The following is a 24,683-nucleotide window of genomic DNA, read 5'->3' as shown; positions in this document are numbered from 1 at the left end:
CACGTGTATAGATGTATACAAGTATGATGGCTGCTGGAGGTCTAATCGATGCCAGAGTCACCCACCCGGAACACCGGGGCCCATCTTGTCTACGCCGAGCTGAAACGCCGCATCCTGAGCCTTGAGCTGAAACCTGGGGAACGCATCTACGAACCGGCGATGGCGTCGGCGCTGCAGGTGAGCCGAACGCCGCTGCGCGAGGCCATCCGGCGCCTCATCTCCGAGGGCCTCCTGGAGCAGCAGCCCACCGGCGGGGTGCTGGTGCCGGCGCTGGACGAAGGCGCCATCTCGGAACTGTACGAGGTCCGCGCGGCAATGGAATCACTGATGGCACGCAACGCCTGCCTGAAAGCAACGCCGGGCGACGTCGAAGACCTCAAGGGCATCCTGGAACGCAACGCAGCCATGGTGACGTTCGCCGACGACGCCATGCGGCAGGGCATGGCGCTGCACGCCAAAATCGCCGCGATCGCCGGCAACTCCTGGGCCCGCCGCTTCCACGGCCAGATCTCGAGCCACATGGAACGGTACCGGCACTTCACCAACAGCACGCAGGAGCGCCGGGACCAGGCCCTCGCCCAGCACCGGATCCTGGTGGATGCAGTGGCCAGTGGCGATCCGGAGAAGGCCGCCGCCATCGCGTTCGAGCACGTGATGGGCGCCCGGGACGCTGCGGTGCGGGCCATCTCCGGCGCCACCGGCGCCGGCGCATGATCGGCGAACTGGGGCGGCGCACGTCCACCGCCCTGCTGGTCCATTCGGCGCTGATCCAGGCCGTCACCTTCCTGGTCCGCCCGGCAGCCACCTACCGTGCGCTTGAGCTCGATGTCCCCGGGTTCGCCCTGGGACTGCTGGCCGCCAGCTACGCCGTCTTTCCGCTGCTGCTCGCCGTGCCCACGGGCGGCCTGGTGGACCGACTGGGTGAGCGCCGGCTCATGGCGACCGGTTCCGCCGTCGTCCTCTCCTGCTCTGCCTTCCTGCTGCTGTGGGGCTCCTCGATCGTGGCCCTGGTCATCGGAACCGCGCTGCTGGGGGCCGGGCAACTGGCGTGCGTCGTGGGGCAGCAGGCGGTGGTGGCCAACAATGCCGCTTCGTCCCGGATGGACTCCGCGTTCGGATACCTGACCTTTGCCGCGTCCCTGGGGCAGGCCCTGGGGCCGTTGGCGATTTCCCTGGTGGGAGGCGCTTCCATCCGTCCCGACACCCAGGCGATCTTCCTTCTTTCGGTCGTCATGGGCCTGGTGCTGTTCGCCACCACCTTTGTTGTCCCGGCCCATGTCAGCGCCCGGAGGAAGAAGGCGGTTTCCGCCGGGACGGGCAGCGCGGTATCGCTGCTGAAGTCACCCGGCGTGGCCCGTGCCCTCGCCACCAGCGCCACCGTCCTGGCCGTGGTGGACCTGACCATGGTCTACCTGCCGGCCCTCGGCGACGATCGCGGACTCACCGCTGCAACGGTGGGTGCGATGCTGACCGTCCGCGCCGTCTTCTCCATGGTGTCGCGGATCCTGCTGGGCCGGGTGTCCCGGAGGATCGGCCGGATGCGGCTGCTGGTGGTGAGCCTGGCCCTGTCCACCGCGGCGTTGGCGGCTGCGGCCCTTCCCATGCCGGCGTGGCTGCTCTTTGTGGTGATGGCCATACTGGGGCTGGGCCTGGGCATCGGCCAGCCGCTGACCATGTCGTGGCTTTCCGCGCAGGCACCGGCAGGGCAGCGCGGGCGGGCACTTGCCCTGCGGCTCGCCGGCAATCGGATGGGGCAGGTGGTCCTGCCCAGTGCCATCGGCGTCGTTGCCGCCGGGCTGGGCGCGGGCGGCGTGTTCCTGGCGTCGGCCGTCGTGGTGGGCGGGACGCTCCTGCTGCTCCGCGGGGTGCAGCTGGATTAGCGGTCCTCGCGTCACGCCGGGCAGGCTTTCAGGCAGCGCACGACGGCGGGTCCCCGGGTTTCCGGGGCTCTCCCGCCCCGTGTGGGCCGAAAGCGTGCCGTGCGTGACGCCGTCGTCCGCCTTGTTGTTGGGGTAGGCGGTCAGGGGCTCAGTAAACGGAGCCCTCGAGCAGCTCGGAGAGCCGGCTGGCGGCACGGCGCAGTTCCGGAACGTTGGCTTTGATTTTCTCCTCTGTCGTCGCTTCCGCAGGGCAGTTCAACGCCATTGATTCGTTGGCGCGGCCGGCTCTGTTCGTCAATGCCACCCCTACGGAGAGCACGCCAAGCACGCGCTCATTCGCTGAATAGGCGTAGTCACAGCCGGGCTCGGGCAGCCGCGACTTCAGTTCCTCTATCGTGAATCCCTGCTCCTCGTGACCGGAGGCAATTGCGGCCGCTACCACCTGTTTGAGCTCAGCGTCGGTGGCACCCGCGATCAGGATCTTTCCCGCCGCGCCGCGCGTCAGCGGGAGGCGCTTACCCAGCGGCAGGTCATACTGCATGGGCGCTTCACCTTGGACCCTTGCCACCAGAATCCGCTCAAACCCGAGCCGGGTGTGCAGGGAAACAGACATTCCCGTCTGGGTCGCGAGTTGCTGCAGAACCGGGCGGCCCGCGACCGCCAGGGGATCGTTCTCCAGAAAGCTCTTTGCCGCCGGGAGTACGGCCGGGCCGATCCGGTAGGACTTGTCCTTCTGGCTCACCATGCCGAAATCCTGCAGCACCCGCAGGATCCGCAGCGTGGTGGGCAGGCTCATGCCGCAGTTCCGGGCCAGGTCACTGAGCCGCTGCGGCCGCTCGGCCCGCTGCAACTCGGCAAAGACCTCCATGGCCCTCGAAAGGGAGCGCATGTTCGAGGACTTGGGGCCCTCTTCTGCCGTGCCGGCCGTGGTGGAAGTCGTCGTCGCCATTCTTTCATTCTATGTAAGTTCTTTGCGCTTGACAGTCCCTGTGTCTCCTGTCACTATTTCTCAGTACGCAATATAGTTTCATTCTGTGAAACGCAATGACGCGCAGTGAAAAGGAAACTCATGACAACGGAGTCAGTCACGACGAAAGCAGGGAGCACCATTCGGGTTGCCCCCGGTGTGCTGGCGGGGATCGGCGCCTTCGCCGCCGTCGGCATCTATGTCCTGGTCAGCTCGGTGAGCCTTGGCCTGTGGACGTCCCTCGGGCCGGGTGCCGGCCTGTTCCCCTTTGCGATGGGGGCTCTCCTGGTGGCGATGTCGGCAGTCTGGCTCCTCCAGGAACTCCGCCGGCCCAGCGCCAAGGGCGAGGGCGTGGATAAGGGGGTGGTCATCTCCGTCGTGGCCAGCCTGGTCATCCTGGCAGCGGTCATGGACCTGTTGGGCTTCCAGCTGAGCATGTTCGCGTTCCTGCTCTACCACCTGAAAATCCGCGGACGCCGGGCATGGGTGCCCTCACTGATCATCGCCCTGGCGGGGAGCGTCGGCGCCTTTTACGCCTTCAACTACGGCCTCAACGTGGCCCTTCCCGTCTCGGCATTTACTCCGCTGAACCTGATCGGACTCTAGGCATGGAAACCCTCAATGAACTGCTTGGCGGCTTTGCCACCGCCATGACCTGGCAGAACCTGCTGTTTGCCTTCCTCGGCTGCCTGCTCGGCACCATCATCGGCGTCCTGCCCGGCGTCGGACCCGTCGCGGGCGTGGCCCTGCTGATTCCGCTGACGCTCAACCTGGACCCCGCAGGGTCCATCATCATGCTGTGTGCCATCTTCTACGGCACCCAGTACGGCGGCACCATCACCAGCGTCCTGCTGAACACCCCCGGCGAAGCCTCCTCGGCCATCACCACCATCGACGGCTATGCCATGACAAAAATGGGGAGGGCCGGAGCGGCACTGACGCTGGCCGCCGTCGGTTCCTTCATTGGCGGCACCATTGCGACCGTCGGCCTGGTGGCCGCCGCCAAGCCGCTTGGTGAGATGGGCCTGCTGGTGGGGCCGCCCGAATTCTTCGCGCTCATGGTGGTGGGCATCTCGCTGCTGGTCGCCCTGGCCGGAAAGTCCATGGTCAAGGCACTGATCTCCGGCGCCCTGGGCCTGCTGATCTCCATGGTGGGCATCGATCCCGTGGCCGGAGCACCGCGCTTCACCTTCGGGATCGACAACCTGATGGACGGGGTCAGCTTCGTTGCCGTCATCGTCGGCGTCTTCGGGCTCTCCGAAATCCTCTCCTTCCGCCGGAACGAGCCCACCCCGGTGGTGCATGCCCCCGGTTTCCGGCAGCTGTTCCCGTCACGGACGGAATGGCGCCGCAGTGCACCCGCCATGGCCCGCGGCACCGGCGTCGGCTTCGGCCTGGGCCTCATTCCCGGCATGACCGGGTCTGTGTCCTCGCTCCTTTCCTACGCCACGGAGAAAAGGTTCTCCCGGTTCCGCCACGAGCTCGGCAAGGGGGCCGTCGAAGGCGTCGCCGGTCCGGAGACCGCCAACAACGCCCACGCCAATGCTGCCCTCATCCCGCTGTTCACCCTTGGCATTCCCGCCTCGCCCACCATCGCCGTGCTGATGGGCGCATTCCTGCAGCAGGGCCTCACCCCCGGACCCAGCCTTTTCACGGAGCACTCGGAGATCGCCTGGGCCATCATCGCCAGCCTCTTCATCGGCAACGTCCTCCTGCTGCTGCTGAACGTCCCGCTCGTGGGGCTCTGGACGTCCATCCTCCGCGTGCCCACCCCGATCCTGACGGCAGTGATCCTCGTGTTCATGGTCATCGGGGCCTACACCATCAACTTCAGCGTCTTTGATGTCTACGTCATGATCGGCTTCGGCCTCCTTGGCCTGGCACTGCGGAACCTCGACGTCCCCCTGGCTCCGATGGTGCTCACCCTGGTGCTCGGGCCGCTGATGGAACGCTCCCTGCGCGAATCGCTGGAAATCTCCCAGGGCGACTTCACCGTCTTCACCAGCCGTCCCATCTCCGCCGTCCTGATCGGCATCGGCCTGCTCATCATCTGCAGTCCGCTGCTCAAACTCCGCAAGCCGAAGGCCCTCATGGAGGACCCGGAGGCCTGACTCCCAACCCCGTAACCCCCTACACCCGCACCCCTTCAAAGGAGAAGAACCATGTCACGCAAGAAGATCTTCGCAGCGGTCGCAGCCGCGTCCCTGCTCGCCCTCACCGGCTGCGGCGCCAACGCCGGAGCCAGCAATTCCGGTGCGGCCGCCGGCGACTTCCCCAAGAAAGGCAAGTCCATCGACCTGATCGTGGCCTTCTCGTCGGGCGGCGCCGTGGACACCGCCGCCCGGCTCATCCAGCCGGTCCTCGAAAAGGAACTCGGCACCAACGTCGAGGTCATCAACAAGCCCGGTGCCGGCGGCCAGATCGGCTATACAGCCCTGACCGGTGCCAAGCCGGACGGCTACACCATCGGTGCCACCGGATCACCCTCGGTGGTGGTCTCACCCCTGGATCCGGCCCGCGGCGCGAAGTACACCAGGGACAGTTTCCAGCCGCTGGGCCGGCAGGTGATCGACCCCACCGTCATCGCCGTCCAGCCGGACAGCCCGTACCAGACCCTGAAAGAGCTGCTGGACGCGGTCAAGGCCAAGCCGAAGTCACTCACCGCCAGCACCACGGGCATCCAGACCGGCGAACACTTTGCCCTGGCCCAGATCCAGGAAAGTACCGGCTCGGAGTTCGCGCCGGTCCACTTCTCCGAGGGCGCCTCGCAGGCCACTACCGCGTTCCTGGGCAAGCACGTTGACGTCCTGGTGGCCAACGTCAGCGACGTAAACGACCTCAGCAAGCAGGGCAAGGCACGCGTGCTGGGCGTCATGTCCGGGGACCGCGCCCCATCGCTGCCCGAGATCCCCACATTCAAGGAGTCCGGCTACGACCTGACCGCGGGGACCGCCCGCGGCTACTCCGCTCCCGCCGGGCTCCCGGCTGACGTGGCCAAAAAGCTCGAAGCCGCCATCGAGAAGGCCATCGAAGACCCGGCAGTGGTGCAGAAGATGAAGGACCTGGGCCTGCAGACCAGCTACCTCAACGGCACCGACTACCAGAAGTTCTGGGCAGGCCAGGAAGACGACTTCAAGAAAGTCCTTCCCCTGGTCCAGAAAAAAGACTGATCCACACCTCTGAAGGAACCCCACCATGACAACTCCAGCTATCGACACCAGCGCCGACTTTGCCCGCCCCGACCAGGGCATCGTGGACCGGCTCGCCAAGCTGCCCGCCGCCAATATCGGCGACGCCATGGACCGGCTCGGGGTCGCGGACTCCGCCATCCAGGCGGTCTGGCCCGGTGCGAAGCTTGCCGGACCCGCGTTCACCGTGTGGACCCGTCCCGGCGACAACAAGGGCATCCACGCCGCCCTGCAGCTGGCCCGTCCAGGTGACGTCATTGTGGTCGCCGGCGGCGCCGATCAATCCCGCGCCCTCCTTGGCGAACTGATCGGGGAGCGCGCCATCAACCTCGGCCTCGCGGGCTTCGCGCTGGACGGAGCAGCGCGCGACGCCGAGGCGCTGGGCGAGATCGGCATGCCCGTCTTCGCCCGGGCTACTTCGCCCGCCGGTCCCTACAAAGACGGCCCCTTCAGGCTGGGAACCGCCGTCGCCTTCGGCGGTGTCCCCGTCCTGCCCGGCGATGTCATCGTCGGTGACTCCGACGGCGTGGTGGTCATCCCACGGGACCAGGCCGCCGCCGTCGCCGAAGCCGCCGAAGCAGTGTTCGCGGACGAGACCGGCCGACGCCAGGCAATCGTCGCCGCCCGCAACTGAACCGCCCCGCCACCAGAACGTCAGCAGAACGTCACCAGAAGGAACAGAGCAAACCATGACAGCGTGCACCGTCATTGGCCTCGGCGAAGCCGGAGCCACCTACGCCGCAGCGCTCGCAGCTGCGGGCCACCAGGTCACCGGGTTCGACCCCGTGGCCCCCACCACGCCGGAGGGCGTCACCCGGAGGGCCACCGCGGCCGAAGCATGTACAGGGGCTGAGATCGTCCTGGTGATGACCGGAGCCGCCGCCGCACGCAGTGTGGCACAGGAATGCCTGCCGGTCCTTGGCGACGGCAGCGTCTACGCCGACTTCACATCATCGTCCCCTGGCGTCATGCAGGAACTCGGACAGCTGCCCGGCAAAGCCCGCTTTGCCGACGTCGCCATCCTTGGACCCGTCTCCGCGCTGGGGGAAAAGACCCCGCTCATGGTGAGCGGTCCAGGCGCCCAGGCCGTTGCGGGCCTGTTGCGACCCCTCGGCGTGCAGGTGGAAATCGCTGACGGCGAGCCAGGTGCAGCGATGGCCCACAAACTGCTCAGGAGCGTGCTCATGAAGGGCATGGCGTCCGTCGTGGTCGAAGCGGTCACGGCCGGCCAGGCGGCCGGCCTGGAGGATTGGATCCGCGGCCAGATCGCGAACCAGCTGGCGGGGGATGGCCAGGCTGTCATTGACAGGTTCCTCACCGGAACCGCCAAACACGCCGTCCGCCGCTCCAAGGAGATGCAGGACACCGCCAGCTATCTTTCGGACCTCGGCGTCCCGGCCGAGATGACCACCGCCTCCGCCGCCGCCCTCGCCCGGATGGCGCAGGCCACGGAACCGGCCTTGCGCTGACCGCACAGCAGGGCACAATCAGGAACGGGAAAAACGTGATTTCAACATCAACCGGCATTCCGCCGACAGGAGCAGCAGCATGATTGGCATCTGGGCACTGGGCGCCTACCTTGCCGTCATCCTGCTCTGGACGACAGCAATCAAGCGCAGCGTGGGGGAGGCCATGATCCTGGGCTTCCTGGTGGTCCTGCCGTTTACCGGGGCCGCCGCGGCACAGGTGGGTTGGTCGGCACTCTCTTCGGCAGCGACCGACGAGATCGTCTACGCCACCATGGCCTTCGTCTTCATGGGCTACCTGCTGGACAAGGGCGGCGTCCTGGACCGGCTGATCGACCTGCTGAACTCGCTCATCGGCGGAGTCAAGGGCGGCCCGGCCTGGGTCTCCACGGTAGCCTCCGCAGGCCTGGGCGGAGTGGTCCACAACCAGGCTGCCATCGCCGCGACGGTAGGCTCGGTGACCATTCCCTGGATGGAAAAGTCCAAGCTCGACAAGCCTGCCGCAGCAACCCTCGTGGCCGGGAACGCGGGAATGGGAATCACCTTCCCGTTCAGCGCCTCCATGTTCGTCCTGGTCGGCTCCGCCACGGTAGGGCCCCTGCTGAACATCAACGCCCTCGTCCTTCCCCTGCTGTTCGGCGGCCTGTGGTGTTTCCTCCACCGGCTCATCGTCACCTGGATGCTCATCAGGAAAAGCGGGATGGCACCTCTCGACGCCGCCCACCGCCTGTCCGTCCGGACCGCGTTCGGCCAGGGCTGGGCCACGCTCCTGCTGTTCGTCGTCGTCGCCATCCCCCTTGCCATCACTTCCGGGTTCCTCACCTCGGCCCTCTCCGACTGGACCGGCGGCGACGTCAGCAAGTCCGTCAGCGTGATCGTCTGGATCCCGGTGGTCCTCCTCATCACTGGTGCGCTGCTGGGCAGGAAGCAGCTGCCCCGCACCGGCCGGGACTGGGGAACCTTGCTGCAGGGCTCGGCCCCGCGGTTCGGCATCGTCGGCGTCACGGTGCTCTTCGCTTTCGCCGGCGCCAACGCGCTCGCCGCCACCGGCCTGCCCAAGCAAATGACCGCCCTGCTGAACGGGCTTAACCTTCCCCTCTGGCTGCTCGCCATCCTGATCGGGCTGATCGTCATCGCGGTCGCGGCCCCGCTTTCCGCCACCGCCACGATGGCCGCCGTGGGAACGGTGGGCGTTGCCGCCCTCGTGGCTGCCGGGGTGCCCGCCACCACTGCCGCCGTCGCCGTCCTTATTTTCTCCTCCTGCGAGGCCGCGGTCCCGCCCGGTGGTGCACCGCTCTATGTGGCCTGCGGCATCGCGGACGTCAATCCAATCAAGACCTTCGCCCGCCTGCTCACGCACTATGCGCTGCCCCTGCTGGTCATCGGCGTGCTGATCATCCTCGGCATCCTGCCCATCTAAGGAACCACCATGAACACACCCCGAAGGTTCATCCAAACCGTCTTCACCCTCACCCTTGGTGTCCTCCTCGTAGGCGGCGTCCTGTTCGTTGCCGGGCAGGCCGCGGGCCTCGTGGCCGGGCAGAACGCCTGGCTCGAGTTCTTCAACACCTACGTCAAACCGCCCGTGTGCATTGCCGCATCGGTGTGCGCCGTGGCCGGGTTCCTGCTCAGCTACCAGCGCCCCCGGAAACACGCCACGCAACAGCAGGAAGCCACCACGCGATGACCGTACCCGGAACATTTCCCACCTTCGCGGAGCTCCTGGCGAGGGAGGGCAACCTGGCGGGTACATCGTGGGGGCTGTTCCCGGAACCGGGCAGGGGCACGCCGTCCTTCATCACGCCGGCTGCCCTCCTTGAGGCCAGGAACAGCATCCGGTCCGGGACCGTGTTCGGGCTGGACTATCCCGCAGATGCCTTTGACCCGGGGATGTCGCTCAAACGCAGCGCGCCCCGGCACACCATCTACTCCTCCCACCCTGCCCACCGGGATGACTACCTGGACGGGTATTACCTCCAGGGGTCGACGCAGATTGACGGGCTCCGGCACCGCCGTGCCGATGATGTTGGCTTCTACGACGGCGTCCCGGACCACCGGATCACCGAGGGCACGCCGGACCTTGGCATCCAGGAATGGGCTGAACACCCCATCGCCGGGCGGGGAGTCCTGGTGGACCTCGACGGCTTCCGGAACAGCGTGGGGGAGCCCATCGACCATGCAGGCGGGGAACCCCTGGGCCTGGACCTGCTCCAGGCGGCCATGGAGTCCCAGTCCCTGACCACCCGCCCCGGCGACATCCTCCTGCTCCACACCGGGTGGTGCGAATGGTTCCTCGCGCTGGACCCGGAAGAGAAACAGCGCCTCCGTGAGAGCCGGAAGGCAACAGGCGTGGCGCAGTCGCAGGAGTTCGTCGCCTGGGCCTGGGACAGCCGGTTTGCCGTCATCGCCGCCGACACCTTCGCCGTCGAATGCCTCCCCGCCGTCCCGGACAGCCCCTACCGGGAGTCCGCCTTCAACGACCACGGCATGATGCACCAGCAGCTCCTGGCCAAGCTCGGCATGCCCCTCGGCGAGCTGTGGCGGCTCGGCCCCCTGGCGCGGCACATGCGCAGCACGGCCACGTGGGATGCGTTCATCAGCATCAAGCCGCTAAACATCACCGGCGGCACCGGCTCCCCGGCCAACGCCACCGCCATCATGTGAGCTGAGGCCGCACCCGCGTCACGCGGAGCACGCTTTCAGGCAGCGTACGACGGCGGTACCCCGGGTTTCCGGGGCTTCCCCACCTATGGTGGGGCGAAAGCGTGCCGTGCGTGACACCGTCGTCCGTCCTAGTCCTGCCGGGGCGTCCCACCAGGGCAGGGGCTCCCTTTGCCCCGCGAGTGCTACGGCAGCCGCGACGGCCGCAGGACGCTCGCCCCGCCCGCCTGGGCAGTGTCCAGCGGCACCGGGCTGACCAGCACGGCAGGACCCCGGTGCAGGAAACCGCCGGACACCGCGCGGCAGCGGATGCCGCCCCGGCCGCGCATGGCCGGATGCGCGCCGGGGGCGAGCATCTCGTTCATCCACGCGCAGGGCTGGGCGTGCCGGCCGCCGTGCAGGGTCACCGGGGAGCCGCCGGATTCCAGTACGAAGTCCTGCCCCAGCAGTGGGGCGAGCTGGGCTCCGCGCAGCACCACATTCCTGCGGGTCAGCAGGGGATCGAACGGCGCCGCGCCCAGCGCGGCGGCGATGGCTTCGAGGGATTCGACGGCGAACAGGGTCACCGCAGCATCCATGTGTGCGGCCTTGCCGAAGAAGCGGTCGCCCACGATGCCCTTGCCGGCCACCACCTCAGCCTGCAAAGCATCAGAAGTAGGAACGTCGGCGGCGCCGTCACGGGCACGGCCAAAATACGCGTGCGCGGGGGAGACCAGCAGGTGCAGGATCTCGACGTCGTACCGGAACATTTCGGGCATACGGCCAGCGTAGGCCAGCCCGGCATTGAAATCCTGCCGCCGGATGGAAGGATCAGGAACCATGGAGACCTCACCTGCCGGCCAAGCCAGCGCGATGCCCAGGAAACGGACTGCCCTTTTCTGGGCATCCGTGGCATGTGCTGCCGGCTTGATCGGTGTGGCGCTGTGGATGCTGGCCGGGAATCCCGCTGTGCCGGTCGGCCACCCGCTGCTGCCGGGCATCCTGCTGTGCGCGGTTGCCGCCGGTGCCGCCTGGGCAGTCCTGATCTGGCGACGCCGCGATGTCCCGCGGCCACGGTCCCGTGTCCGCGCCAGCGGAGCGTGGGCCGGCCGGCTGGCCGTCCTGGCGCTCGCCGCCGGGCTCGTCTGGCTCACCCCCTTCGCCTACCAGCCGGGACCGACCGCGGAGGCCGGGCCGGCGTCGGACCTCACCGTCACCGAAACCAGCACCGCCATCACCATGTCGCCCGACGGAGCCAGGACCACCCGGGGGCTGGTCTTCTACCCGGGCGCGCGGGTGGACGCCAGGGCCTACCAGGACATCCTGGGCCCCGTGGTGGCCGCCGGGTACCGGGTGGTCATCCTGAAGGAGCCGCTCGGGCTCAGCCTCCTGGACGGCAACCAGGCCCGCAGTGCCATCCAGGTCAACCCGGACATCACCAGCTGGGCGGTGGGCGGCCACTCCCTGGGCGGGGTGGCGGCCTCATCGTTCGCCCTCCACAACACAGATATCTCGGGGCTGGTCCTGTACGCCTCCTATCCCGTGGAATCACTGCGGGGACGGACCGGACTGGCAGTCCTTTCCGTCTCCGGGACCAAGGATGGCCTCAGCACGCCGGAGAAGATCCAGGCTTCCAGGGAACTCCTGCCGGCGGATACTGAGTTCATCGCCGTACAGGGCGGAGTGCACGCTTTCTTCGGTGACTACGGCGCGCAACCGGGCGACGGCGAGCCCGGCATCGGCCGCGGCGCCGCACAACAGCAGATCGGCACCGCCACCGTCAGCTTCCTGGGTCAGCTGCCGGGCGGACGTTAAAGAAGGGTTTCCGGCGGCTTTACGCCCCGACGTACGCCGCCAGGTGCTGGCCGGTGAGCGTGGCCCGCCCGGCCACCAGGTCAGCCGGGGTGCCCTCGAAGACAATCCTGCCGCCGTCGTGCCCTGCTCCCGGGCCGATGTCGATGATCCAGTCGCCGTGCGCCATCACTGCCTGGTGGTGCTCGATGACGATGACCGACTTCCCGGAGTCGACCAGCCGGTCCAGCAGGCCCAGCAGCTGTTGCACGTCCGCCAGGTGGAGCCCCACGGTGGGCTCATCCAGGATGTAGACGTCCCCGGACTCCGCCATCTGGGTGGCCAGCTTGAGCCGCTGGCGTTCGCCGCCGGACAGGGTGGTCAGCGGCTGGCCCAGTGAAATGTAGCCCAGGCCCACGTCCGCCAGGCGTTCCAGGACCTTGTGCGCGGCGGGCGTTTTAGCCTCGCCACCGGCAAAATACGCCAGCGCCGCCTCCACGGACATGTCCAGGACGTCCGCAATGTTCTGTCCGCCCAGGGTGTAGTCGAGGACGGCGGGCTGGAAGCGGCGGCCTTCGCAGTCCTCACAGGTGGATTCCACGGTGGCCATGACGCCGAGCTCGGTGAAGATCACGCCGGCGCCGTTGCAGGTGGGGCAGGCGCCCTCGGAGTTTGAGCTGAAGAGCGCCGGTTTGACGCCGTTGGCCTTGGCGAACGCCTTCCGGATGGGCTCCAGCAGCCCGGTGTAGGTGGCCGGGTTGCTGCGCCGGGAGCCCTTGATGGCCCCTTGGTCGATGACGATCACGCCCTCGCGCTTCGCCAGCGAGCCGTGGATCAGGGAGCTCTTTCCGGAGCCGGCCACGCCTGTCACCACGCAGAGAACGCCGAGCGGCACATCGACGTCGACGTCCTGCAGGTTGTTGGTTGCGGCGCCGCGGACCTCAAGCGCGCCGGCGGCCTTCCGGACGGAGTCCTTCAGGCGGGCACGGTCGTCCAGGTGGCGCCCGGTGATGGTGCCGCTGGAACGCAGACCGTCCACGTCGCCCTCGTACACGATCTCACCGCCGCCGGTGCCGGCCTTGGGACCGAGGTCGACGACGTGGTCGGCGATGGCGATCATCTCCGGTTTGTGCTCCACCACCAGGACTGTGTTGCCTTTGTCCCGCAGCTGCAGCAGGAGCGTGTTCATCCGCTCGATGTCGTGCGGGTGCAGGCCGATGCTGGGCTCATCGAAAACGTAGGTGACGTCCGTGAGGGAGGAGCCCAGGTGCCGGATCATCTTGGTCCGCTGCGCCTCGCCGCCGGAGAGTGTGCCGGCGGGACGGTCCAGGGAGAGGTAGCCCAGACCGATCTCGGCGAAGGAATCCAGCAGGTCCCGCAGCCCGATGAGCAGCGGCCGCACGGAGGGCTCGTCCAGCCCGCGGATCCACTGCGCCAGGTCGCTGATCTGCATGGTGCACAGCTCGGCGATGTTCTTGCCGTTGATCCTGGAGTTGAGCACCTCAGGGGTAAGGCGGGTGCCGCCGCAGTCCGGGCAGGTGGCGAACGTGACGGCGCGCTCAACGAACCGCTTCACGTGCGGCTGCATGGCCTCCACGTCCTTGGAGAGCATGGACTTCTGGATCCTGGGGATGACCCCTTCGAACGTCAGGTTCACGCCTTCCACCTTGATCTTGGTGGGCTCGGCGTACAGCATCGTGTCCAGCTGCTTCGCCGTGAACTTGGCGATCGGTTTGTCCATGGGCAGGCCCATGCCCTCGAACAGGCGGCCGTACCAGCCGTCCATGGAGTAGCCGGGAACGGTGAGCGCGCCTTCGGATAGGGACTTTGTCTCGTCGTAGAGGGCGGTCCGGTCGATGTCGCTGATGTTGCCCATGCCTTCACAGCGCGGGCACATGCCGCCCAGGTAGGTCACCTGGCGCACCACGTTCTTCTCCACCCGGCCGCCCTTCTCGGTGCTCATGATGCCGCTGGCCTTGCGGGTGGGCACGTTGAAGGAGAAGGCCGTGGGGGGCCCGACATAGGGCTTCCCCAGGCGGCTGAACAGGATCCGCAGCATGGCGTTGGCGTCGGTGGCCGTGCCCACGGTGGAGCGCGGGTTGGCACCCATCCGCTCCTGGTCCACGATGATGGCAGTGGTCAGGCCTTCCAGCCGGTCCACGTCCGGCCGGGCGAGGCTGGGCATGAATCCCTGGACAAAGGCGCTGTAGGTTTCGTTGATCATCCGCTGTGATTCGGCGGCGATGGTGGCGAACACCAGGGAGCTCTTGCCCGAGCCGGATACTCCCGTGAACGCGGTGAGCCGCCGCTTGGGCAGCTCAAGGCTGACGTCCTTCAGGTTGTTTTCCCGTGCGCCCTGGACCCGGATCAGGTCGTGGCTGTCGGCAACATGCGCGCCCTGCCTGGTTTCCATGTCTGCTTCCGTGCTCAAGGTGTCCCCCTTCGTCCTGGAGTGGCGCCGAAGCGGAGCTGCGCTGGCAGACCGTTCCGGCGTCGTCCGTTATATACGTGCTTGTTTATATGCCTAAGGCTGCTGGTTGATGCGGACCGTGTTGCCGGCGGGGTCGCGGAAGGCGCAGTCCCGTATGCCGTAGGGCTGGTCAATGGGTTCCTGGACGACGTCCGCGCCGGTTGCCTCCACCTTGGCGAACGCGGCGTCCACGTTGGGGGAGGACAGGACGATGGTGGCGTAGGTCCCCTTGGCCATCATCTCGGTGATGGTGCGGCGCTCGTCCTCGGTGATGCCAGGGTCCACTGCCGGTGGGTGCAGGACGATGGAGACGTCCTTCTGGCCGGCAGGGCCTACGGTGATCCAACGCATGGTGCCGCGGCCCACGTCGTTGCGGATTTCGAAGCCGAGCGCGTCCCGGTAGAAGGCGAGGGAAGCGTCCGGATCGGTGGCGGGAAGGAAGGTGGAAGAGATGTTGATGTCCATGTCAGTCATGCTAGTGACGGCTCAGGGGCCGGCGCTTCTCGATTCCTGACCGGTCTGGTGACCTGTTTCGCCACGCAGGCCGGGATCCCCGCCGTCGATTCCGCTGCCTCCTGTTTGTAGACGCTCGGCGGCATGCCCACCAGTTCGCTGAAGCGGGTGCTGAATGTGCCCAGCGAGGAACAGCCGACGGCGAAGCACACGTCGGTGACGCTGAGGTCGCCTTTGCGGAGCAGCGCCATGGCCCGTTCGATCCGGCGGGTCATGAGGTAGCTGTACGGGGATTCACCGTAGGCCAGCTTGAAGCGGCGGCTGAAGTGGCCTGCGGACATATGGACATCTTTGGCGAGGGATTCGACGTCCAGCGGCTGCGCATATTCGCGGTCCATCCGGTCCTTGACGCGCCTCAGCTCGGTGAGTTCGCGCAGGTAGGGATCGGAGCCGGAACTGTTGGTCACAGCTTGATCGTGCTACGCCGCGCGGGCCTTGTCCAGACGTGGGGAGAATCACGTTTTGCGGGTAAAAGCGGTGTCCTGGCGCGGGATATGATTATGCCGCCGGCCAGCATGAGGTCCTCGCCCGAACAGGGCTCGAGTAATCAGGCCCCGGCAAAACCAACCCCGTTCTACCCCTCCTGAACCCTGCCCGAATACTGCTCGGGAACCCTTGAAAGGACGCCATGAATCTGCTGTGGGAACTCGCCGGCTGGGCAGGCGCTGTTGCGATCCTCAGTGCGTACCTCGCCGTGTCCATGGGGTGGCTGAAGGCTGGCAAAGGCTTCCAGACCGCCAACCTGTTCGGCTCTGTGGCCTTCATCATCAACGGCACGCTGCACAGCGCGTGGCCGTCCGTGGTCACCAACGTGGCCTGGTTCCTGATCTCCGCGGTGGCGCTGGTCCGGATGCGGTCGGTGGAAACCCCGGCTGAGCCGGTGGAGGCGGCCCATCTCCAGTACCCGGGCGTTCCCGACTCCACCGGCCAAATGGCCGTCGTCGAGGCCTTCAACGATGCGCTCCCCGCGGTCGGTTCGGGACCTGTCCTGTCGGACGGCCCGCGCTTGGCGCTCTAGGCGGCAGTTAAAGCAGGGGTTGGCCCTGGTTCTCCGGATCTCCGGCGCGGACGGTGGCCCGGTCCACGATGTCCTGGGCAACTGCGTAGACCTTGCGGTTCGTATCCTGGCTCAGTTGGTTGATGAGTTCGTAGGCCTGGTCGGCGGTGACTCCGGTGCGGCCCATCAGGACGCCCTTGGCCTGTTCGATGACCGCCCGGTTGAGCGCCGACCTCGCCACCGCCTCGGTGGCGAGCTGGTGCCGGTCCGTGTGGATTGATGTCGTGAGGTCCACCACCACGCCCCAAACGCCGATCGGGGTGTCCCCGTCCATGATGTAGTCGGCGGAGTAGAGCAGCTTGTGCTGGTGGTCCTTGCGGTCCCGGATGGACAGGTAGATGGATGACGGTCCGCCCTGGGTGGACACATGGTCCCAGTAGGCCTGCACCCTTGGCCGGTCTTCGGGCTCGACGTGGGGAAGAACCATCTCCATGGTCGGGACCACCTCGCCCCGTTCGTACCCGTAGATGCGGTACAGTCCGTCCGACCAGCGGAAGACGCCGTCCGCGAAGTAGTACTCAACGAATCCGGTGGGGCAGTTGAGGAAATCGGTGTGCTGGACGTTACCCTGCGCGGAGTCTGTGTGCCTGCTGCTTGGTTTCAATAAAGGGCCGTTCGACGTTCCGTGGCCCGGCTCCCCTGCGCCGGGCCTGAAAGCACCAGAATATCCCAGCGGACTTACTGCCCGGGGTCCCCGGAGGCGGCCCCCAGGTTGGCGATCGCCTGCCGGACCACAGCCAGGTCCTGGTCGCCCAACCCCTGCGCCACCAGTTCCGCGTACAGGTCGACGCCGGCGGAGGCCATGGGCGTGGCGGTCCGGGCGGTGGCGGCGCTTTCCAGCACGAAGGACAGGTCCTTGTGCATGAACTTCGCCGACCCCGTCGGCGTGTAATCCTTTGCCACGAGCCGGGGGCCCACCAGCTCCAGCACCCTGCTGGCAGCGAGGCCGCCGGCCAGGACTTCGAAGAGGGCGCTGACGTCCAGCCCGGAGCGTTCGGCAAGCTCGGCAGCTTCGGCGAGTGCCGCCGTCGTGGTTCCCACGATCAGCTGGTTGCATGCCTTGGCCAGCGAGCCGGCACCCAGGTCACCCAGCCGGCGGACGGATGTCCCCATTGCTTCCAAAGCCGGTAGGGCGCGGCTGAAGTCCTCGGGAGATCCGCCGGCCATGATGGCCAGGGTTCCCCGTTGCGCTCCGTCCGTTCCGTCGCTGACCGGGGCGTCGAGCACCGAGGCGTTCCCGCCGCTCGCGCCGGCCACAGTGAGCCCGAAGGCCCGCACCGCGACCGGGGACACGCTGCTCATCACCACCACGAGTGTTCCCGGTGCGGGCGGCACGGCCCGCCACGCTTCCAGGAGCCCCGCCGCAGCGTCCTCGATGAAGGGGAGATCGGGGAGCATGAAGATGATGACGGGATCGTCCCGAAGGTCCGCAACGTCGCTGGCGCCGTTTCCGCCCAGCGCCTCCAGGTCGCGGACCGCGGTGGCTGAGCGGTTCCATCCCGTGACCTGCCACCCTGCCTTGAGCAGGTTGGCGGCCATTGGCGCTCCCATCAGCCCCAGCCCGACGAATCCCGCGCGTTTGGGCGCGGGGTCCGCGGGGGCGGCGTTGCCGATGGTCACCTGGCGTCCTCCACGAGGACCAGGTCGCGGCCGTTGGTTTCCGGGGTGAAGAACGTGGTGGCGAACGAGATTGCCGCCAGGACCAGCGAGTACAGGGCGGGTACGAGCCACGAGTGGTTGGTGGCGGCCAGCAGGGCCACGCCGATCATTGGGGCGAAGCCACCGGCGAGTACTGCGGAAAGTTCACGGCTGAGGGCGACGCCGGTGAAGCGGTGCTGCGATCCGAAGAGTTCGGGGAGCAGGGCGCACTGCGGGCCAAGCATGGACTGCACGCCCAGGGCGATGCCCACCACCATGACCACCCAGACCAGGGCCACATTGCCGAGCGTCACCAGGTAGAAGGCCGGCACGGCGATGACGGCCTGGAACAGCGCGCCGTAGCGGTACACGGGAACCCGGCCAAAACGGTCGGACAGGGCGCCGAAGGCAACAACCAGGACCGCTGCGAAGCCGGCGGCAATCAGCAGGCCGGTGGGGCCGATGAATTTGTCGCCGGGGAAGACGCCGGCCGGCATGCTGATGAAGGACACCAGCAGCGCGGAGTAGATGGACGAGTTGCCGTTTTCGCCCATGCGGAGGCCGATGCCCACCAGCACGTTCTTCTTCGAGTGCTTCCAGATCTGGCCCACCGGGTTCTTGACCACGGCCTTGTGCTTCTCCAGTTCCTGGAAGACCGGGGTCTCCTTGAGGCGGAGTCGGATGAAGACGGCAATCACGATCAGGATGATGCTGGCCAGGAACGGAACGCGCCACAGCCAGCCCTGCAGGACCTGCTTGTCCGCCAGGGCCATCAGGGCAAAGGTGCCGGCGCCCAGGAGGGTTCCCAGCTGGATGCCTACGAACGGCAGCGAGGCAAAGAATCCACGACGACGGCGCGGGGCCACCTCGGAGATGAGGGTGGTGGCGCCTGCCTGCTCGGCGCCGGCGCCCAGGCCCTGCAGGATGCGCAGCGTCACCAGCAGCACCGCTCCCAGCATCCCCGCCTGGTCGAAGGTGGGCAGGAGGCCGATGGCGCAGCTGGACAGGCCCATCAGGCCAATGGTCAGGATGAGCACCATCTTGCGGCCGAAGCGGTCTCCGATGTGGCCGAAGACAACCCCGCCGAAGGGCCGTGCTGCGAAACCGACGCCGTAGGTGGCGAAGGAGGCGATGACGGCTCCGCTCTCGCCGAGCGGGGCGAAGAACAGCGGGCCGAAGATCAGGGCCGAGGCCAGGCCGTAGATGTAGAAGTCGTAGTACTCCAGGGCGGACCCTACGGAGCTGGCAAGTGTTGCCCTTCGCAGCTGGTCCGGATCGACGACGGCGCCGTCCGTAGTGGCCTGCGGTGAGTTAGTACGAGTTGTCACGAGAACTCCCTCTAATGCACTCCAGGCCCCCGTTGGCCTGGTGGGATAGCGGCAACACCTGTTGTGTCGATCACTATGCTGAACACAATACAGCAAGCTGAACAACGAGCAACAGTTTTGTTTTTGTTTTTCGGACGACACCGTGGGCGGCGCGGACCCTAGCCCATCGGATTGCCCAGGGAGTGGGCGAGTTCCTGCAGTTCCTTGACCATCTGGGAGCCCTGCTCCGGCGTGTAGGTGGCCTTGAGGGCCGTCACGGACAGACCGAGGCTGGGGCCGTGGGCGCCACGGGTGGGGACGGAGACGGCGAGGCACACCACGCCGGTGGTGGATTCCTCATCCTCGAAGGCGAAGCCCTGCGCGCGGATCTCCTTCAGCTGTGCCTTGAGCTCCGCGCCGGTGCGCAAAGATTTGGGCGTGAGGACCGGCAGTTCGGCGTCGTCCGGAAACATTTCCTCCAGGTCATGGTCACGCAGCCGCGCGATCAGGGCCTTGCCCACGGCGCACAGGGACACCGGCATCTTGTCGCCGATGTTGGACGTGAGCCGCACGGCAGGGTGCCCTTCATACCGGGCCAGGTAGATGACGTTGGTGCCGTCCAGCATGGCGATCCGCACCGTTTCGCGGGAAAGGACGGAGGCCTGCTCGCAGTAACGGTAGAACTCCTGCACCTCGTCCATCCGGCCCAGGTAAGCGGCGCCCAGTTCCACCAGCTTGCGGCCCAGGGTGAACTCCGAGCCCTGCCGGCTGATCAGGCGGGCTTCCTCAAGGGCCAGCAGGAGGTTGGAGGTGGAGGACTTGGGAATTCCCACTTCGCGGGAGAGGTCGCTCAAGGTGAGACGGCCGGTGGCAGAGGCGGCGAGGGCGTCCAGGACCGCTGCTGCCCGGGTAACGGCCGGCGCCGGCGAGGTGGCTCCCGACTTGTCGGAGGACGCGGGGATGTGGGAATCGGCCATGATTCTCCTTAGGTCGCCAAGGCGGAGTGCGATTGCGTTCAGTCAACTGAACGCAATCCATCATAAGTGCCGCTTTGGCACGCTGCTGCCGTCAGGCCACGAGATTGATGAGGGTGCCGATGCCCTCCACCCTGATGTCCACCCGGTCCCCGGGCTCGACGGGTACCACTGTGGCGGGCGCTCCGGTCATCACCACGTCGCCGGGTTCCAGGGTCAGCCATGAAGTGACATAGATGAGGCAATCCACCACCGAGGAGGGGAGGTTGAAGGTCCCGGACGTGGCCTTTGCTGCCCCATTGACGTAGACGTCGATGGCCACCCTTTCGGGATCCGGGAGTCGGGTTTCTATCCAGGGGCCCATGGGTGTGTAGTTGACGCCGGCCTTGCCCTGGAAGTTCCGCTCGTCCACCGCGTTTTGGTCCACGTTGGTGACATCGTTGACGCAGGTGTAGCCGAAGACGTGCTCCAGGGCGTTGTCCGCGGTCAGGTTGGCGGCGGTCCTGCCCATCACGACGGCGAGTTCACCCTCGGCATTGACCGTGCCTTGTCCACGGACCGCGGTGATGGCGTCGCCCGGGCCGGCGATGGTGTGGACGGACTTGTGCCACGCCTGGATGGGCAAGGGATGGTCATTCAAAGTACGGTTATGGCCAATGCCCAGGACGACGGCGGGCCTCACCGGGGCGAGGAATACTGCCTCGCTGTGGGTGGTGGCACCGCCGGTGTAGCGGAGGCTTTCCTCAAACGGGTCGACGATGTGGTCCCAGCCGCCGTCGCCCCCAACGGCGTATTGCGGACCAGCTGCTGTCTGTAGTCTTGCGATGCGCACTTCCCTGCCCCGTCCTAGTAGAAGTGGACCGTGTCCACGAGGTGGGGGAGGTCCCCGCCGTCGAGGAACGTCCGGAGATTGCTGCAGAACCGTTCCGTGATGAGCCGGTTCTCGGCCGCGCTGAGGGCTGAGGTGTGCGGCGAGACCATGACCTTGGGGTGCTGCCACAGGGGGCTCTCCTGCGGCAGCGGCTCCACGGCGAAGACGTCCAGGCACGCGTAGCCCACTTGGCCGTTGTCCAGGGCCTCCAGCAGCGCATCCTCGTCCACCACGGTCCCGCGGCCCACGTTGACGAAGGTGGTCCCGGGCTTCATTGCGGCGAACATCCCGCGGTTGAACAGCTTTTCCGTGTAGGCAGTGCCGGGCAGGGTGTTGACGACGGCGTCTGCCGTGGCCAGGAGGGCAGGAAGGCCGGCGTTGTCCGCAACCTGGTCGATCCCGTCGATGGGCTCCACGGTCCGCTTGGTGCCGCTGACCCTCATTCCCAGCGCCCGGGCGATGCGGGCGGTTTCCAGCCCGATTTCACCGAGGCCGCTGATGACCAGGTTTGATCCGTTGACCAGACGGGTGGGGACACGGAGGCTGGGCCAGGCCTTCGCGGCCTGGTCCTGGGCAAGTTCGGCGCTGCGCTTGAAGCCGTTCAGGATTCCCATCGCTGCGAACTCGGCCAGAGGCAGGGCGTGGACTCCGGCGGACGTGGTGATCTTGAACTTCTGCAGGCGATCCTGGCTCAGGCCCGATGCCTTGACGGCTCCGCCCGCCCCGGCCGCCATCGCGTGGACCCACTCCAGCCTGGGATTTTCGCTGGCAACGCGTGCCAGCCCGGCAGGGCTCTCGTTGGGGAAGCCATACAGGACCTCTGCACTGTTGAGCATCGCCCAATAGCGCTCTTCCTGTTCATCCGTCCGTTGGAAGGCCGGGTCCCCTGCGTGGTCGGCCGGGAAGCGCTCCGGCGGCAGGAGATCGGGCTCGTACAGAACGGTGACGGAGGGGTCGACGGCACGGATGTGGTCCACAAGTTCTGCTTCAAGCGGGACGGCAATGGCCACGGTCTTGATGGAAGTCATGCGTACAGCATACTGGTCACAGTCCTGCATATTGAACTTTTTGTTTTCCTTGCACTCTCGAGCGACCACCGTAAGCGGCTACGGAGTCGTTGCCTCTGGGCGCTTTCCGACTCCGACGGGCCCCTTTTACACATGTGTCCAGTTGAGGTCCAAGACATTCAACTGGACGTGTCAGGAAAGCTGCCTCGGGGCTTTATTCTGACGTGATTCTTGCGAGAATCTGACGTCAGGTTTGGGTGTACTCCAACCAGCGAACCCGATCCGGACTGGATCTCAAGTGCGGGACGTCGGGACTGAAGCTTGCAGGTGCGCTGCCACAACAGGCAGTGTCCGCCCCCTTGAAGAGGACGGACACTGCCTGGATACGGCGGTTCTCCACCCTGCACTGCACTGATTGTCAGACCATGTGCGTAGCGTTCTAGGCGGGAGCACCACGCTGCCACCAGGGATGAAGGGGACATACTCATGAAGCAGGAACAAAGCGTACGGACAATTTTCCGTTGCCTCACAGGTCACGAACACGAGCTCTGCGTAGAATCGCCGGAACTGCGGTGCCCTCCAGCGCAACCTCAGGGCTACGGCCCCGGCAACGGAACGGGATGCCAGGTTCCCGGGGACCTCCAAGAACAAGTACAGAGGGAGCTTCGCTACTCATTTGAAGAGAGCAAGCGCCGGGGGTATGTCCTGATTCAGGCGTGAGCCCCCTGGATCCATTCGCGGCCATAACTGGGAAAGAACAGGGCTCACGGCCGTCCCATCCAACGGCTAAATCCTCGCGCTCTTTTCAGCCCGAGCCGAGAGGGCATGACGGCGTTAATGAAGATTTTCCGTAAGCTAAAGCAAGAAAGGGGCTTATTCAGTCAGCCAGCCACGTCAGGCTGGGTGTCTGGGAAGGCCCTTGATCTCGTCGCCGAACGGAATTCCGGCACTGACGAGCCGGTCGCTCCCGTTATCGCGGCTTTCGATCAGGCAGGCCACGTCCCCTCTATGACGGCCGGTTTTGTTTTCAATTGAAGAGCCATGACCAGTCTCACTTCCCTCCGGCCAGTGCCGGGGCCAGATCGGGCAGGGCGGCGAGGACATGATTAGGGGCCTGGAAATAGTTGGGGTACGGTGTCCCGCTACGGTTGATCCAGGCGGTGGCGAGGCCGGCACGGGATGCGCCGTGGATATCCCAGGGGTGGACGGCGACCAGCAGCATCTGCCCGGGACTTGTCCCGCAAATGGTCGCGGCGTAGTCGTAGGAGGACTTACCGGGCTTCCACAATGGCGCGTCCTCCACGGAGAGCAGCTTGTCAAAGTTGTCCCGGATGCCCGCGTCGGTGAACAGTTTCTCGGCAACTTGGGTTGAGCCGTTGGTCAGCGTTACGAGCCGGTGCCCTGCACTGTGCAGGGCTTTAACGCCACCTACGACGTCCGGGTGCAGCCCAAGTCCGGCGAACCCGGCCATAATGTGCTGGACGGCGGACTCGACGTTCCGGTTCAGTTCCATGCCAGTGAACAGGCCGTGCAGGACTTCGGCGCCGATGCCGGCGAAGGCACTGTTGTCACCGGCAGCGGTAAGGGCAAAGCCATCCCTCAACAAGGTCGCGAACCACAACTGGGCCATGTGCGCCGGCGCACCGACATCAACGAAGCGTCGCGCCATGGGCGACATGTCCGACAATGTCTCGTTGACATCGAAAACTATGACTGAGGGTTTCATGCGGGTTTCTCCTTCATCTGTTCACCCTGGGGCTGGGGCATCCCCGTTTGGGTATGAATGGGCCGTACCCCTTCTTGCTGCGGCCTGTCGCCTGCCCGAACCTTTCCCGATAGAACCCTGGCCGTCTCCCAGTCGAACTCGGCTCCGGCCACCCCGTCCTCCGGGCACGTAATTCACTTAGGCCCGGTTCTGGAAAGGTTCCAGCAACTTCTACAGGAGAAGAGTGACTGCATGAAACTGGACAAAGTGTCGCACTAATTAGCCCGGTACAATGCCGGTACCGGGCGCGCCCATTAAACCTGCGCAACCGATAGACCTGTGCGCAGGAATGCAGAGATGGCAGCTTTTGATCTTCCGGCTTCTTACGGTCCGGATCCTGGTCAACCCGGTGGATCGGCAGGCAGCCGAACGGAGGAGACACACAGCCGCAGCGCTGCCCGCACGGGCCTACGACCACCGGCGCTTGTAGTGGACACCATTGGAAAGTTGAAGTCCTTCAAGTACTAGAGAGCAACCGTCAGAGGGTAACGACAAGGCTCAGCCAGATTAGGGACGCAGCACATGAGGAATGCTTCCTCGACCGTTCAGGAGGGGATTTGAGTCGTCGTACTCGTCCGCGTCCCGGAACACATTAGGCCTCAGCGACGGGGATGGCGTCCGCCGCCAGCACAGTCGCCGCTACAGCAGATGAAACCCGGTGTGCTTCAGACTCGAGACTGGGGGCGCAGGGACAGAGCGTCCCGGTCCTGAAAGCTGTCATTGATCCGAGTCAATGCTCATCATAGTGATCGTCGTGGGCCGCGTGGCGATGCCCGTCGTGTAGGTAGTCCAAATGACCGTCATGCTCGGTGGTCTCATGGCCGCAGCCAGGGCCGTGCTCATGGTCGTGTTGATGATCAATGGGCGTGTGATCGGCCCTGGAATCATCGGGGTCGACCGGCGAAGCATGTTCTGGGCTGATAGACATGTTCTCCTCCTCGTCTTGTTCAATTTTTTGCTGAGAGCAGTACTCCTGCCGGCGCAAGAGAACTGTCTTCTGAGGCAAGCGAGTCTACGCTCCCAGCACGGCCTCAGGTAAGGGTGGGCATCGACTCTTGAAAGCCCCGCTTGGTCTCATTCAGTGCTTCAGTTGCGCACCTCTACGGTGCGACCAACGCGAGCCTGGCACAGCACATCCACGCATTCCCA

Annotated in this window: 25 protein-coding genes; 12 read left to right on the top strand and 13 right to left on the bottom strand. The window is 66.2% G+C overall.

What is annotated here, in order from left to right; all coding sequences use genetic code 11:
- The first annotated feature begins 48 nt into the window (after positions 1–48).
- Positions 49–714: a GntR family transcriptional regulator gene (locus J2T23_RS18425; RefSeq protein ID WP_307362371.1), complete on the top strand. Its 666-nt coding sequence runs from the start codon at positions 49–51 to the stop codon at positions 712–714.
- Entirely contained in the window at positions 711–1,880 is a 1,170-nt protein-coding gene (locus J2T23_RS18420) for an MFS transporter (RefSeq protein WP_307362369.1), read from the top strand. Before J2T23_RS18425 ends, J2T23_RS18420 begins: the two co-directional genes overlap by 4 nt.
- Before the next feature lie 148 nt (positions 1,881–2,028).
- Here the strand turns inward: J2T23_RS18420 and J2T23_RS18415 are convergent, their stop codons facing one another.
- On the bottom strand, positions 2,029–2,829 hold the full coding sequence (locus J2T23_RS18415) for an IclR family transcriptional regulator (protein WP_141158741.1): 801 nt from the start codon (positions 2,827–2,829) through the stop codon (positions 2,029–2,031).
- A gap of 120 nt (positions 2,830–2,949) precedes the next feature.
- Here J2T23_RS18415 and J2T23_RS18410 point away from each other — a divergent pair, with 120 nt between their 5' ends.
- The 8 genes from J2T23_RS18410 to J2T23_RS18375 all read left to right on the top strand — a co-directional run bounded on the left by J2T23_RS18410 (position 2,950) and on the right by J2T23_RS18375 (position 10,165).
- On the top strand, positions 2,950–3,453 hold the full coding sequence (locus J2T23_RS18410; protein WP_141158740.1) for a tripartite tricarboxylate transporter TctB family protein: 504 nt from the start codon (positions 2,950–2,952) through the stop codon (positions 3,451–3,453).
- A gap of 2 nt (positions 3,454–3,455) precedes the next feature.
- Complete coding sequence (locus tag J2T23_RS18405; protein WP_307362365.1) at positions 3,456–4,958, top strand: tripartite tricarboxylate transporter permease; 1,503 nt, start codon at positions 3,456–3,458, stop codon at positions 4,956–4,958.
- A gap of 51 nt (positions 4,959–5,009) precedes the next feature.
- Positions 5,010–6,017: a tripartite tricarboxylate transporter substrate binding protein gene (locus J2T23_RS18400; protein WP_141158738.1), complete on the top strand. Its 1,008-nt coding sequence runs from the start codon at positions 5,010–5,012 to the stop codon at positions 6,015–6,017.
- Positions 6,018–6,042: 25 nt separating this feature from the next.
- Positions 6,043–6,669, top strand: coding sequence for an RraA family protein (locus J2T23_RS18395; RefSeq protein WP_307362361.1), 627 nt, complete (start codon positions 6,043–6,045; stop codon positions 6,667–6,669).
- 55 nt (positions 6,670–6,724) lie between these two features.
- A complete protein-coding gene (locus J2T23_RS18390; RefSeq protein WP_307362359.1) occupies positions 6,725–7,504 on the top strand; it encodes an NAD(P)-dependent oxidoreductase in 780 nt (259 codons plus the stop codon).
- Between the two features lie 79 nt (positions 7,505–7,583).
- Entirely contained in the window at positions 7,584–8,921 is a 1,338-nt protein-coding gene (locus J2T23_RS18385) for a TRAP transporter large permease subunit (protein WP_307362357.1), read from the top strand.
- A gap of 9 nt (positions 8,922–8,930) precedes the next feature.
- Positions 8,931–9,188, top strand: coding sequence for a hypothetical protein (locus J2T23_RS18380; RefSeq protein ID WP_307362355.1), 258 nt, complete (start codon positions 8,931–8,933; stop codon positions 9,186–9,188).
- Positions 9,185–10,165: a cyclase family protein gene (locus J2T23_RS18375; protein WP_307362353.1), complete on the top strand. Its 981-nt coding sequence runs from the start codon at positions 9,185–9,187 to the stop codon at positions 10,163–10,165. Before J2T23_RS18380 ends, J2T23_RS18375 begins: the two co-directional genes overlap by 4 nt.
- Before the next feature lie 182 nt (positions 10,166–10,347).
- On the opposite strand, the gene J2T23_RS18370 is transcribed toward J2T23_RS18375, so the two are convergent.
- Positions 10,348–10,920 (bottom strand): MOSC domain-containing protein, encoded by a 573-nt coding sequence (locus tag J2T23_RS18370; RefSeq protein ID WP_307362422.1) that lies wholly within the window; start codon positions 10,918–10,920, stop codon positions 10,348–10,350.
- Between the two features lie 61 nt (positions 10,921–10,981).
- Here J2T23_RS18370 and J2T23_RS18365 point away from each other — a divergent pair, with 61 nt between their 5' ends.
- Positions 10,982–11,956, top strand: a complete 975-nt coding sequence (locus J2T23_RS18365) for an alpha/beta hydrolase (RefSeq protein WP_307362351.1) — start codon at positions 10,982–10,984, stop codon at positions 11,954–11,956.
- 19 nt (positions 11,957–11,975) lie between these two features.
- Here the strand turns inward: J2T23_RS18365 and J2T23_RS18360 are convergent, their stop codons facing one another.
- From J2T23_RS18360 to J2T23_RS18350, 3 genes are all read right to left on the bottom strand, one after another.
- Positions 11,976–14,345, bottom strand: a complete 2,370-nt coding sequence (locus J2T23_RS18360) for an ATP-binding cassette domain-containing protein (RefSeq protein WP_307362420.1) — start codon at positions 14,343–14,345, stop codon at positions 11,976–11,978.
- Between the two features lie 111 nt (positions 14,346–14,456).
- Complete coding sequence (locus J2T23_RS18355; protein WP_141158731.1) at positions 14,457–14,876, bottom strand: VOC family protein; 420 nt, start codon at positions 14,874–14,876, stop codon at positions 14,457–14,459.
- Positions 14,873–15,322, bottom strand: a complete 450-nt coding sequence (locus J2T23_RS18350; protein ID WP_307362347.1) for a helix-turn-helix transcriptional regulator — start codon at positions 15,320–15,322, stop codon at positions 14,873–14,875. The genes J2T23_RS18355 and J2T23_RS18350 overlap by 4 nt, the downstream gene beginning before the upstream one ends.
- Positions 15,323–15,543: 221 nt before the next feature.
- Between J2T23_RS18350 and J2T23_RS18345 the strand changes: the two genes are divergently transcribed.
- On the top strand, positions 15,544–15,933 hold the full coding sequence (locus tag J2T23_RS18345; protein WP_307362345.1) for a CBU_0592 family membrane protein: 390 nt from the start codon (positions 15,544–15,546) through the stop codon (positions 15,931–15,933).
- A 7-nt stretch (positions 15,934–15,940) separates the two neighbouring features.
- On the opposite strand, the gene J2T23_RS18340 is transcribed toward J2T23_RS18345, so the two are convergent.
- From J2T23_RS18340 to J2T23_RS18305, 8 genes are all read right to left on the bottom strand, one after another.
- Positions 15,941–16,576, bottom strand: a complete 636-nt coding sequence (locus J2T23_RS18340; RefSeq protein WP_307362342.1) for a PAS and ANTAR domain-containing protein — start codon at positions 16,574–16,576, stop codon at positions 15,941–15,943.
- Positions 16,577–16,650: 74 nt separating this feature from the next.
- Positions 16,651–17,592, bottom strand: coding sequence for an NAD(P)-dependent oxidoreductase (locus tag J2T23_RS18335; protein WP_307362340.1), 942 nt, complete (start codon positions 17,590–17,592; stop codon positions 16,651–16,653).
- Positions 17,589–18,938, bottom strand: a complete 1,350-nt coding sequence (locus J2T23_RS18330; protein WP_307362338.1) for an MFS transporter — start codon at positions 18,936–18,938, stop codon at positions 17,589–17,591. The genes J2T23_RS18335 and J2T23_RS18330 overlap by 4 nt, the downstream gene beginning before the upstream one ends.
- Before the next feature lie 158 nt (positions 18,939–19,096).
- The gene (locus J2T23_RS18325) at positions 19,097–19,894 is read right to left on the bottom strand and encodes an IclR family transcriptional regulator (RefSeq protein WP_307362335.1); all 798 of its coding nucleotides are present in this window, start codon (positions 19,892–19,894) and stop codon (positions 19,097–19,099) included.
- Positions 19,895–19,985: 91 nt separating this feature from the next.
- Positions 19,986–20,723, bottom strand: coding sequence for a fumarylacetoacetate hydrolase family protein (locus J2T23_RS18320; protein WP_307362332.1), 738 nt, complete (start codon positions 20,721–20,723; stop codon positions 19,986–19,988).
- A gap of 14 nt (positions 20,724–20,737) precedes the next feature.
- Positions 20,738–21,790: a D-2-hydroxyacid dehydrogenase gene (locus J2T23_RS18315; RefSeq protein ID WP_307362328.1), complete on the bottom strand. Its 1,053-nt coding sequence runs from the start codon at positions 21,788–21,790 to the stop codon at positions 20,738–20,740.
- Positions 21,791–22,820: 1,030 nt separating this feature from the next.
- Entirely contained in the window at positions 22,821–23,495 is a 675-nt protein-coding gene (locus J2T23_RS18310; RefSeq protein WP_307362326.1) for a haloacid dehalogenase type II, read from the bottom strand.
- 769 nt (positions 23,496–24,264) lie between these two features.
- Positions 24,265–24,462, bottom strand: coding sequence for a zinc transporter permease (locus tag J2T23_RS18305; protein WP_307362324.1), 198 nt, complete (start codon positions 24,460–24,462; stop codon positions 24,265–24,267).
- Between the last annotated feature and the right edge of the window lie 221 nt (positions 24,463–24,683).

This window comes from Pseudarthrobacter niigatensis (genome assembly GCF_030812615.1).
Classification (GTDB): domain Bacteria; phylum Actinomycetota; class Actinomycetes; order Actinomycetales; family Micrococcaceae; genus Arthrobacter; species Arthrobacter niigatensis.
This window is presented reverse-complemented; position numbering and strand designations above follow the sequence as displayed.